Here is an 11,912-nt window from a genome sequence, read left to right as displayed (position 1 = left end):
GGCTCCTGGTCAAAAAACACACAGACATCTTCAATGCTGTATATTCTTTTAGGTTATTTATTTATGTTTTTACAAAGATTTACTGCATAAGAGATTGCCTTTATAAGGAGTCGACGTAATGCATATCCAATGCATTTCCCGGATATTTTTTATGTGAAAAATGCATATCGACTTGCGCCAACTTCGTCACTTCATCGCCTTGGCTGAACAACGCAGCTTCGTCGCCGGCGCGCAGGCGGTGAACCTGTCGCAGTCGGCGTTCAGCCGCAGCATTCAGGCGCTTGAGCACAGCGTCGGCTGTCAGTTGGTTGATCGCGGGCGCAAGGAATTGCCACCGACCAAACAAGGTCAGGTCTTGCTCGAACATGCGCGGCGGCTGGTCAGCGGCGCGCAGCAGATGGCCAACGAGATCAGCCAGTTCAATGGGCTGGAGGCCGGGGAATTGCGCTTCGGATGTGGGCCTGCGCCGGCGGCAGGTTTGATTCCACGGGCGATTGGCAGCTTCATCGGGCGCTATCCGAAAGCGCGGGTGCAGTTTCAGGTCGATGACTGGCAGAGCCTGAGCAAGCGATTACTCAGCGAAGAGTTTGAATTCTTTGTCGCTGACACTCGGCACTTCGAGGCCGATCCGGATTACCTGACCTACCGGCTGCGACCGCGCAAGTGGCATTTCTGTTGCCGCGCGGGGCATCCATTGGCCGGGTTTGATCGGGTCACCGCCGAGCAATTGATGAGCTATCCGCTGGCGGTAAGTATTCGTCCGCCGAACCTGCGCAAGGTCATTGTCGACCTCAGTGGGCGGCCGGATTTCACGCCGAATGTCGAATGTGAAAACAGCTCCAGTTTGCTCAGTGTGGTGCTGCGTTCGGATGCGATCGGGATTGTCGGGGCATATTCCGATGCGCTGCATCAAGCCAAGGGAGAGTTGATGTGTTTGCGCATCGAAGGGTTGGCCGATGATCTTGAGGAGTTGTACACCCGTTACGGGATCGTCAGCCGGGCGGGGTATCGGTTGTCGCCGTTGGCCGAGGCGATGATTGAGCAGATCAAGGCGATTGATGCGGTAGATGAGGAGGTCTGTTCACTGGACGGACTCGCTGTCTGATCTACCGCTATCGCGAGCAGGCTCACTCCAACATTTGAAATGCGCTCACCTGTAGGAGTGAGCCTGCTCGCGATGGCGTCAGTTCAGGCACCGATGCACTGCCTGCATAAAACCCATTCCCCAAATGCACTTGCCGAACACCCCCGGCGAAAGCGAAAACCCTCGCCTGTCCCATTGACCGGTGAACCCCATGCCCACCCCGCCAAACCCCGTGCGCAACGTGCTGTACATCATGTGCGACCAACTGCGCCGCGATTACCTGTCCTGCTACGGCCATCCGCATTTGCACACGCCAAACATCGATCGCCTCGCCGCTGCCGGCGTGCGTTTCAGCCGCGCCTACACCCAAGGCACGATCTGCGGCCCGTCGCGGATGTCGGCTTATACCGGGCGCTACGTCAGCAGCCATCAGGTGGCGTGGAACGCCGTGCCGTTGCCTTTGGAAGAACTGACCATCGGCGACTATCTGCGCCCTCACGGCATTCGTACCGCCCTGGTCGGCAAGACCCACGCGACGGCGAATGTCGATGCCTTGCAGCGTCTGGCGATCAACCCCGAGAGCGAGCAAGCCGAAATCCTCAACGAAGTCGGTTTCGAACCCTACATGCGCCACGACGGCATCTATCCCGACGATCCGTTGTTCGACGACAAACGCGAATCCGCGCCCTACACCCATTACCTGCGTGAACACGGCTTCGACGGCAAAAACCCCTGGCACGACTGGGCCAATGCCGCCGAAGGCGAAAACGGCGAAATCCTGAGCGGCTGGAAAATGCGTCATGCGAATTTGCCAGCACGAATACCCGAGCAACACTCAGAGACTGTCTACACTACAAATCGAGCCATCGACTTCATCACCGAGCAAGGCGAGAAATCGTGGTGTTTACACCTTTCCTATATCAAACCGCACTGGCCCTACATCGTACCAGCGCCGTACCACGCCTTGTACAGTACGGAATCGATTCTCGAAGCGATACGCGCGACGCCCTCCGAAGCCAGCAAACACCCCGTATACACTGCCTTTCGCCAGCATGAGGAAAGCCTCAACTTCTCCTGTGAATCAGTACGATTGACTGTAATCCCTACGTACATGGGTCTGATCAAGCAGGTGGATGATCAACTCGGACGGCTGTTCGATTTTCTGCAGAGCAACGGTCGCTGGGAAGACACGTTGATCGTGTTCACCAGCGATCACGGCGACTTTCTGGGCGATCACTGGTTGGGCGAGAAGGAGTTTTTGCTGGAGCAGGCGGTGGGGGTGCCGTTGATCGTGCGCGATCCTCGGGCGGCGGCAGATGTCACGCGCGGAACGGTGGATGATCGACTGGCGGAAACCATTGATGCGTTGCCGACATTCCTTGAGGCACTAGGATTGCCGGGGGCGGAGCATCGGCTTGAAGGGCGTTCGTTGATCCCGCTTCTACACGGCGAAAACCCGGACTGGCGCCACTATGCGATCAGTGAATACGACTACGCCTTCCAGGCGCCGGCGCGGGAGCGTTTGGGTCAGCCGATCGATCGTTGCCGGATGACCATGGTGCGTAGCGAGCGCTGGAAATACCTGGCGTACGACGGCTTTCGGCCACAGTTATTTGATCTGCTCAATGATCCGCAGGAGTTGCGTGACCTGGGGGCTGACCCGGCGTATGCGGCGGTGCGCGAGGAGCATGCGGGGTATTTGTTTGAGTGGGTGCGGGGGTTGAAGCGGCGCACGACCATCAGCCATCAGGAGATTGATTGGCGGGGGCAGCGGTTTCGTTATGGTGAGCCGGAGAGCGAGAAGGTTGTTCAGATTGGTGTTTGGTAGTGGGAAGAGCCCCTCACCCTAACCCTCTCCCAGAGGGAGAGGGGACTGAATGGGGGATATTTCAGAGGTATACCGACCTGATCGTGCTTCACCGAATCCATAATCGATAAGGTCTTTCAGGTCGGTTCTAACGCGAGACAACTCGGTCGACTCCCTCTCCCTCTGGGAGAGGGCTGGGCGGGCGGCGTTCCGATGAGGGGCTGTTGATCTTCAGTCACGACCTTTGATGGTTTGACTGCGTTGCCCATTCGCGCCCACCGGCACTTCACCCTTGAGCGTCACCCGACGCACCACCCGATCCTGAGTGCCGTAATCATCAATCGCGTAATGCTGCGTCGAACGGTTATCCCAGATCGCCACATCACCGGCCTTCCAGCGCCAGCGCACGGTGTTTTCCTGGCGGATCACATGGCTCTGCAAAAGCCCGAACAAATGCGCCGAATCAGCCTGCGAGTAACCCTTGATACGTTTGACGAAATGCCCCAGCAACAAGCTCTTCTCGCCGCTGATCGGGTGCACGCGCACCACCGGGTGTTCGGTCTCGTAAACGGTGGAAGTGAAGACTTTGCGATAACGCTCAAGCTTCTCCGCCGAGACGTCCGGCTTGGCGCTGGCGTAGTCGTATTCGTTGCTGTGCACGGCGACCAGTTTGTCGGCCAGCTCACGCAGCTCGGTCGGCAAGCCGTTGTACGCCGTCGCGGTGTTGGCCCACAGGGTGTCGCCACCGAATGCCGGTGCCACCACGGAGCGCAGGATCGAGGCTTTCGGGTAGGCGTCGACGAAGGTCACGTCGGTGTGCCAGGAGTTGGCGCGCTGACCTTCAGCGCCGTCCAGTTCGAGCAAATAACGCGTGCCTTCACGCGACGGCACAGTCGGGTGCGCTACGGGTTCGCCGAGCAGATGGGCGAAAGCTTCCTGACGCTGATCGTCGAGCTGGGTCTGTTCGCGGAAGAACACGACTTTGTACTGAACCAGCGCCTGCTGAATGGCTTCGACGGTGGCGGCGTCCAGTTCACCGGACAAATGCACGCCACGGATCTCGGCGCCGATACGACCGGCTACCGGGTGGATTTCCAGCGCGTGGACAGCGGGTTTAACTGCGAGTGCGGCATTGCTCATGGGTAGACCCTCATCGACTGCTTACGGTTTGGCGGCAGCGAAACAACGCTCTATCTATATTCCATTTACATCTAATAGATATTCACATGCTTCGTTGACGGAATAAGAGCTTGCATTTAAAACCTCTAGTAACCCTCGTCGCAAATGCCTTCGAGCTATTTTTAGGATGCCGGAAAAGCATATGGATCTTCGCCAGTTGCGTTACTTCATCGCCCTCAACGAACACCGCAGTTTTGTCCGTGCGGCGGACGCAATGGGCATCACTCAACCGGCGTTCAGTCGCAGTATTCAGGGGTTGGAGCAGGAGTTCGGCTGCGTGCTGGTGGATCGCGGCAACAAGGATTTGCGCCCCACGCCTGAAGGTCAGGTGGTGCTGCAGCACGCCCTGAGCCTGGTGCAGGGCGCGGCGCTGCTCAGTGCCGAAGTGACGCAGATGACCAAGCTCGATGCCGGCGAGGTGCACTTCGGTTGCGGTCCGGCGCCGGCGGTGAAATTGGTGCCGGACGCGGTGGCGCAATTCATCAACGCGCACCCGAAAGTGCGCACCTGTTTTCAGGTGGATAACTGGGAAAAACTCAGTCGCGCGTTGAGCCGTGAAGAGATCGAGTTCTTTATCGCCGACATTCGTCATTTCGAGTCGGATCCGAACTTCCAGACCCAGGCACTGACGCCCAAGCGTGGGGTGTTTTTCTGCCGGCCGGGGCATCCGTTATTGGCCAAGGAAAGCCTGTCGACCAACGACATGTTCGACTACCCGCTGGCGACCACGCTGATCCCGCCGGGAATTCGCAAATTGCTGGCGAACCTCAGCGGCCGCATCGATTTTTCCCCGACCATCGAGACCGAGCACTTTCCGGCGCTGGTGAAAGTGGTGCTGCAATCCAATGCGATTGGCGTGGGCACGGAGGAAGCGTTTGTCGAGGACATTGCCAAGGGTTCGCTGGTGTTGCTGCACTGGCGCAATCTGCCGCAGAACCTGGAGAGCATGAATGCGCGCTGCGGGATTGTCAGTCGTACCGGGTTTCGGCTGTCGCCGGCGGCACGGGCGATGATCGAGACGTTGGTGGCGGTGGATCGGCAGGAAGTCAGCGTCGCCGTTTAAAGGGTTCGTTCCCACGCAGAGCGTGGGAACGATCGGTGTACGTTAGAGCTTGGCTGCTGCCAACTCAGGCGCCACCCAATCGGTGACCTTGAACGACTTGCGAATCAGCTTCTGCTGCGCCGCCAGATCCACCTTGTCCTGCAAGCTGCCGAGGAACACCGGATCCAGTGTCGACGGGAACACTTCGCTCAATTTCTGATCCTGCAGATCCTGCGTCAGGATCACCGGTGGATAACTGGCCAAACCCGAGACCAGTTGCACGTAAGCCGCCTTGTTGCTGTCCTCGGTCAGCCACTCAACCGCCTGCTGCTGCGCCTTGAGCAATTTCGCCACCGCTTCCGGGTGCGCGTCGACAAACTTGCCCGTGCCGACCAGTACCGACTGCACGCTGCCTGCGCCACCGAGATCCTTGGTGTTCAGCGGCAACTCGGCCAGCCCCTTGGCCTGCAATGCGGTCAACCCGGAGCTGCCCCATGACGCATCGATCTGCTTGGCTGCCAACGCCGCGACCGCAGCATTGAAATCCAGATTGATCACTTTCAGATCCTTCTCGCTCAGACCCTGACTGGCCAGCGCCGCATCAAACGACAACTGGGTTGCCGTGCCTCGGAAGATCGCCACGCGTTTGCCTTTCAGATCCTGCAGAGTCTTGATCCCTGACCCCGGCACCACGCCCAGATACTGTTTTACCCCACGCGCACTGGCGCTGAGCAAACGCGTATCCAGGCCATTGGACTTGCCGATGATTGCCGCCAGATCACCCAGATACGCCAGATCGACCTGACCATTGGCAAACGCCTCGTTGATCACCGGCCCGGCACCTTTGAAGAAACTCCACTGAATCTTGATGCCCTGATCGGCGAAGGCTTTTTCAAAAATCTGTTGATCGCGCAGCACATCGACCACCCCGCCGCCGCTGTGCTGGGTGCCGGCGCTCAGGTCGGGCACGGCGATTCTGATTTCCTTGAGTTCGTCGGCATGCGCGGTGAACGCCAGCAGGCCCGCCAGAGCAGGCACGGCAAACAGACTGAAAACACGTTTGAAGGGGAGGTTCATGGGTGCAGCTCCTTGATCACGACGGGCGTTGAGGAGCCGAAAGTAGGCCGAATGCACACCTTCTCTTAAATACTATAAACGCACATTTTTATAGCTTTTAACGCTAAGCGAGCAGTAGCGCGGCTTGCAGCGGCGTATGCATTAACAGCATCGAAAATATTCTTCGAATGCATTGGATGCGTGTGGGTTGGAAGCCTTAAATGGCGCTGCTTATCTCTAAAACTAACTTATTGACGATTATTTATAACTATTAGCTCTTAGTTAATACCGCGAGAGTTCGCAGCCTTCGGCAGCTCCTACAGGGGTCAATTCAAGGACGCATTCCCCCGTAGCAGCTGCCGAAGGCTGCGATCTTTTGATCTTGAGCCAACCCGACAACGGAGGTCACCCATGGCCCGCCAATCCTTGCTCAGTCTCCCCCTGCCCGCGCCGCCGCTGAAAAGCCGCCGTAGCTGGCCAAGCGTGAACCAGCGCCTGTTGCCATGGCTGCTGCCGCTTGGCTTGTTCGCCCTATGGTGGCTGGCCGCGCGCAACGAATGGATGAGCGAGCAGATACTGCCCGCGCCTTCGCTGGTGTGGAACAGCGCTGTCGAGTTGTCGCAAGGCGAGTTATGGAGCCACTTGTGGATCAGTTTGCAGCGTTTGTTCTGGGGTCTGCTCGCGGGGGTTTCTGCGGGTGCATTGCTCGGTGCAGCGCTGGGATTCAGTCGTCGTCTTGAACGTTTGATCTTCCCCACCTTCGCTGGACTTTCGCAAATACCGACGCTGGCGTGGATCCCGCTGTTCATGGTGTTTTTCGGCATCGGCGAAGTGCTGAAACTGGTGGTGCTGATCAAAGCGATCGTGGTGCCGGTGACCCTGCACACACTGGTCGGCGTAAGAGATGCACAGCCAAAATTGCGTGAAGCCGCCGCCGTTTTGCGCCTGCCGCCACGCCTGCTGATTCGTCGCCTGGTATTGCCCGCCGCCCTCCCCGCGTTCATGGCTGGCGTGCGTCTGGCACTGGCCGCAGGGTGGACCTCATTACTGGCCGTCGAACTGCTGGCCTCCAGTGAAGGCATTGGCTACCTGATGGTCTGGGCGCGACAACTGTTCATGCTCGACATCGTGTTCGTCTGCATCGTCGTCATCGGTTTGATCGGCGTGGCGATGGATCGCGGTATCGGTCTGCTGGACAAAAAACTGGTGCACTGGCCGCACCCGGCCACCGCCGAAATTCGTCGCGGCCCGCGTTATGAAGGCTGGCAGCGGCTGCAACCATGGCTGCTACCGCTGAGCTTGTTGGCTCTGTGGCAATTGGCAAACGAACTGCAGTGGGTCGATGCCAACATTCTGGTCAGCCCGCTGGCCGTTTTGAGCACGGCATGGGACGGTCTGCTCGATGGCACGTTGATCAGCGGCATGGCGCTCAGCCTCGGTCGCACCCTCGGCGGTTTGCTGTTGGGTGGTGGACTCGGTTTCGCCTTCGGCTTGCTGCTGGGCTTGTCGCGCACCAGCGAACGCCTGCTCGGCCCGACCCTCGCGGCCATCCGCCAGATCGCCATTTTCGCCTGGGTGCCCCTGCTTACCGCGTGGTTCGGTCTCGGCGAACTGGCCAAGTGGGTGTTCGTCGCCCTCGCCGCGTTCTTTCCGCTGTTTATCGCCACGCAACGCAGCGTCGCCAACCTCTCACCACAACTCAACGAAGCCGCACAAGTGTTGCGCCTGAGCCTCGGCCAACGCCTGCGCCGACTCGTGCTGCCGGGCGCCGCGCCGGGGATTTTTGCAGGCCTCAGACTGAGCCTGATCTACGCCTGGCTCGGCACCATCGGCGCTGAATATTTCATGCCGTCCAACGGCGGCATCGGCAGCCAGATGATCGGCGCACAACAACTGCTGCGTATGGACCTGATCATGGCCGGCATGCTTTTCGTCGGTCTCACCGGCGCCCTGCTCAACCTCATTGGCCAACGCCTGGAAATTCGCGCGACCCGCTGGAGACACGCATGAACGCACCGATTGTCAGCTTCAACCACGTAGGCAAATCCTTTGACGTCGACGGTTTCGAACTGGAGGCGATTCGCGAATTCAACCTCGACATTGCCGAGGGCGAATTCGTCGCCATTGTCGGCTCCAGCGGCTGTGGCAAATCGACGTTGCTGCGTTTGTTGGTGGGTCTTGATACGCAATTTCGCGGGCAGATCACCGTCGATGGCAAAGCCGTCAGCGGCATCGGCGGCGAGCGCGGCATTGTCTTCCAGGAACACCGTTTATTCCCGTGGCTGACCGTCGCCGACAACATCGGCCTCGGCCTGGTCAACGAGCCGCTGAGCGCTGCACAAAAGCAAAAACGCATCGACGATTTCATCGATCTGGTCGGCCTGCGCGACTTCACCCGCGCCTATCCGCACCAACTCTCCGGCGGCATGGCGCAGCGCGTGGCGATTGCTCGTGGCCTCGTCGCCAGCCCACGAATTCTGCTGCTCGACGAACCGTTCGGCGCGCTTGATGCGCTGACCCGCCAGCAAATGCAGGACGAGCTGTTGGCGATCCGCGCCCGCGCAAAAATCACCACGATTCTCGTTACCCACGACGTCGAGGAAGCGATCTTCCTCGCCGACCGCGTGGTGGTCATGGAGCCGCGTCCGGGGCGGATCAAACAAGTTGTCGACATCGCCCTGCCGCACCCGCGCCAGCGCAGCAGTTTCGACTTCCATCAGTTGCGTGAAGAACTACTGCACGAACTGACCAGTGATGACCATTACCAACCGAGCGTGCCGGTGCAGATCCGCGATCTGCCGCTGACGTTCATTGCCTGCTGAACAGGAGTTTTGCGATGCCGCAACGTCCCAACTTTCTGGTGATTCTGGCCGACGATCTAGGCTTCTCCGACATCGGTGCGTTCGGCGGCGAAATCGCCACGCCGCATCTCGACGCTTTGGCCAACAACGGCCTGCGCCTGACCGATTTTCATACTGCACCGACCTGCTCGCCGACCCGCTCGATGCTGCTGACCGGCACCGACCACCACATCGCAGGGATCGGCACCATGGCCGAAACGCTGACGCCGGAACTGATCGGTAAACCGGGTTATGAGGGCTATCTCAACGATCGCGTGGTGGCGCTGCCGGAGTTGCTGCGCGAGGCCGGTTATCAAACCTTGATGAGTGGCAAATGGCACTTGGGTTTGAAGGCTGAATTGGCGCCCCATGCGCGAGGTTTCGAGCGTTCGTTTTCGCTGCTGCCGGGCGCGGCCAACCATTACGGTTTCGAGCCAACCTACGATGAGCAAACACCCGGCCTGCTGAAATCCACTCCGGCGCTGTACATCGAGGACGATACGTTTCTCGACGAATTGCCGAAGGATTTCTATTCCTCCGATGCCTTCGGCGACAAGTTGCTGCAGTACCTCAAGGAACGTGACCAGACCCGGCCTTTCTTCGCTTACCTACCGTTCTCCGCGCCGCACTGGCCGTTGCAGGCACCCGCCGAGATCGTCGAGAAATACCGTGGCCGCTACGATGCGGGCCCTGAAGTGTTGCGCCTGGAACGCCTGGAAAAACTCAAAGCCCTCGGTCTGATCGAGGCGGACGTCGAACCGCATCCACTGATTCAGTTGACCCAGCAGTGGGACGCATTGAGCGACGAGCAAAAGCAGATTTCCGCGCGGGCCATGGAGGTCTACGCGGCGATGGTCGAACGCATGGACTGGAACATCGGTCGGGTCGTCGATTACCTGCGCCAGCAAGGGCAGCTCGATAACACGTTCATCCTGTTCATGTCTGACAACGGTGCCGAAGGTGCGCTGCTGGAAGCGTTTCCGAAGTTCGGTCCGGAATTGGTGACATACCTCAGCCAGCATTACGACAACAGCCTCGACAACATTGGTCGGGCCAATTCATATGTCTGGTACGGGCCGAACTGGGCGCAGGTGGCGACCGCGCCATCGCGGTTGTTCAAGGCGTTTACCACGGAAGGCGGGATTCGCGTGCCGGCGCTGTTGCACTATCCGCAATTGGCGATCAAAGGGCAGATCAGCCATGGTTTCGGCACGGTGATGGACATCACGCCGACGATTCTCGATCTGGCCGGCGTGCGTCATCCGGGCAAGCTGTGGCACGGCAAATCGGTGGCGCCGTTGCGTGGTAAATCGTGGTTGGGATTCTTGTCCGGCGAGACTGCGCAGGTGCATGACGAGCACACGGTGACGGGGTGGGAATTGTTCGGGCGTCGGGCGATTCGCCAGGGGTCGTGGAAAGCGGTGTGGATTCCCGGGCCTATCGGGCCGGCGACCTGGCAGCTGTATGATTTGAGTAATGATCCGGGGGAAATTCATGATCTGGCGGTTAGTCAGCCGGAGAAGCTCAGCACGTTGATCGGGCATTGGCAGCAGTATGTCGAGGAGACTGGGGTGATCTTGAGTGAGTCGCCGTTTCAGCCGGATTGAGGGCAAGGTCAAAAGCCCCTCACCCTAACCCTCTCCCGGAGGGAGAGGGGACTGACCGAGGTGTCTTTCGTCAAACATCGACCTGAAAAATCGGGTCGATTATGGATTCGACAAAGCTCTTTCACTTCGGTGTAACTCCTCAATATCCCCGGGTCGGTCCCCTCTCCCTATGGGCGGTCCGACGTTTCGGGAGGGCTAGGGTGAGGGCAACTCGTCAGGCCTCCACCGCCTCACCAGACACCGCAACTTCATCCCGACGAACAAACCGGTTCGCCCGCCCAAACGTGCCAAAATCATTAAACCGCACGCCCATCTCACGCATCACCTTATGCGCCACCGGCACAGTCATCTGACGGATGTAAAACGGCTCCTTCACGACAAAATGATGAATCCCGTGGCTGCTGCCAAAATTGAAGCAGAACGCCTGCAACGGCCACAACCACCAAGGGTTCAGCACCTGACACTGCTGCAGCACATTACCCAACTCGACATCGCCGTAGTAATGCATGTTCGAGCTGATGAAGTGCAGGCAAAACGTGCGCAACACATTCGGACCGATGATCACCACAGCAGCGATATCGATCACCTGCATCACCGACAATGTGGTCGCTGACCATTCGATCGGCGAGCCCAGCAGATAAGCGATGCCATTGGCCGCATGAAAACCGAGAAACACATACCACGCGCCCCAATGCAGCAGCGCCAGCGGCGCGTAGACCTTCAACGTGCGCTTGATGATGCTGAACTTATGCGCCCAGGTCTTGGCCCGCAGCATGCGGATGAATGCCGACATCACGTTGTCGCCGACCATCAGCAAGCGCGCAAAACCCCACGGCTCGCCGTTGGTGATCGCGCGTTCTTCCATGTCGGTTTCAGTGCCGGAGACCTTGTGGTGATTGAGGTGCAGATGCCGACGAATCCACGGATTGATCGTACTCGGCCGCGCCAGCCAAACCAGGCCCATCATCAGGTTGTGCGGCACGCGCTGTTTGCGGAAATACATGCTGTGGATCAGGTCGTGCTCCAGCTCATGGGTCAGCGACGCGAAAAACGCATTGAGCAGCAGGCAAACCCACCACGCCATGTGGCCGCTGATGTACAGCGCCGCCGAACCCATCATCCCGATCAGGGCAAACGCCAGAATCCCCGCACCCAGCGCATCCTGATGCTTGAGAATCGGGTAGCGCTCGCGCAGTTCGACGCCTTTGGCCAGCACCACTTGGCGAATATGCGCTGATCGCTGGGCCGCTTTGTGTCGTTGGGGACTTGCAGAAGTACCGTCCATGCTTCCATCCTC

General features: G+C 59.0%; 9 protein-coding genes. 6 read left to right on the top strand and 3 right to left on the bottom strand.

Annotated features, from left to right (window positions below):
- Nucleotides 1-160 precede the first annotated feature (160 nt).
- Nucleotides 161-1,105, top strand: a complete 945-nt coding sequence (locus tag ACM6JQ_RS26700; RefSeq protein WP_007919139.1) for a LysR family transcriptional regulator — start codon at nucleotides 161-163, stop codon at nucleotides 1,103-1,105.
- Between the two features lie 190 nt (nucleotides 1,106-1,295).
- A complete protein-coding gene (locus tag ACM6JQ_RS26695) occupies nucleotides 1,296-2,912 on the top strand; it encodes an alkaline phosphatase family protein (protein ID WP_414894974.1) in 1,617 nt (538 codons plus the stop codon).
- 210 nt (nucleotides 2,913-3,122) lie between these two features.
- Here the strand turns inward: ACM6JQ_RS26695 and ACM6JQ_RS26690 are convergent, their stop codons facing one another.
- Nucleotides 3,123-4,031, bottom strand: coding sequence for a TauD/TfdA dioxygenase family protein (locus tag ACM6JQ_RS26690; protein ID WP_095113908.1), 909 nt, complete (start codon nucleotides 4,029-4,031; stop codon nucleotides 3,123-3,125).
- 181 nt (nucleotides 4,032-4,212) lie between these two features.
- Here ACM6JQ_RS26690 and ACM6JQ_RS26685 point away from each other — a divergent pair, with 181 nt between their 5' ends.
- Nucleotides 4,213-5,133 (top strand): LysR family transcriptional regulator, encoded by a 921-nt coding sequence (locus ACM6JQ_RS26685; RefSeq protein WP_007917649.1) that lies wholly within the window; start codon nucleotides 4,213-4,215, stop codon nucleotides 5,131-5,133.
- A gap of 42 nt (nucleotides 5,134-5,175) precedes the next feature.
- On the opposite strand, the gene ACM6JQ_RS26680 is transcribed toward ACM6JQ_RS26685, so the two are convergent.
- Complete coding sequence (locus ACM6JQ_RS26680; RefSeq protein ID WP_095113907.1) at nucleotides 5,176-6,189, bottom strand: ABC transporter substrate-binding protein; 1,014 nt, start codon at nucleotides 6,187-6,189, stop codon at nucleotides 5,176-5,178.
- 390 nt (nucleotides 6,190-6,579) lie between these two features.
- Between ACM6JQ_RS26680 and ACM6JQ_RS26675 the strand changes: the two genes are divergently transcribed.
- From ACM6JQ_RS26675 to ACM6JQ_RS26665, 3 genes are read left to right on the top strand one after another with little or no spacing between them, the layout of a single operon-like run.
- Nucleotides 6,580-8,178, top strand: a complete 1,599-nt coding sequence (locus tag ACM6JQ_RS26675) for an ABC transporter permease (RefSeq protein WP_414894973.1) — start codon at nucleotides 6,580-6,582, stop codon at nucleotides 8,176-8,178.
- Nucleotides 8,175-8,990 carry an ABC transporter ATP-binding protein gene (locus tag ACM6JQ_RS26670; protein WP_007917657.1) on the top strand — a complete coding sequence of 272 codons (816 nt, stop codon included), beginning with the start codon at nucleotides 8,175-8,177 and terminating at the stop codon, nucleotides 8,988-8,990. Before ACM6JQ_RS26675 ends, ACM6JQ_RS26670 begins: the two co-directional genes overlap by 4 nt.
- A gap of 14 nt (nucleotides 8,991-9,004) precedes the next feature.
- Nucleotides 9,005-10,615 (top strand): arylsulfatase, encoded by a 1,611-nt coding sequence (locus ACM6JQ_RS26665; RefSeq protein WP_414894972.1) that lies wholly within the window; start codon nucleotides 9,005-9,007, stop codon nucleotides 10,613-10,615.
- 214 nt (nucleotides 10,616-10,829) lie between these two features.
- Here the strand turns inward: ACM6JQ_RS26665 and ACM6JQ_RS26660 are convergent, their stop codons facing one another.
- Nucleotides 10,830-11,900 (bottom strand): fatty acid desaturase, encoded by a 1,071-nt coding sequence (locus ACM6JQ_RS26660; RefSeq protein WP_414894971.1) that lies wholly within the window; start codon nucleotides 11,898-11,900, stop codon nucleotides 10,830-10,832.
- Nucleotides 11,901-11,912 lie beyond the last annotated feature (12 nt).

This window comes from Pseudomonas sp. IT-232MI5 (assembly GCF_949767845.1).
Classification (GTDB): Bacteria; Pseudomonadota; Gammaproteobacteria; order Pseudomonadales; family Pseudomonadaceae; genus Aquipseudomonas.
The sequence above is the reverse complement of the archived record's forward strand: the minus strand, read 5'-3'. Positions and strand labels throughout refer to the sequence as shown.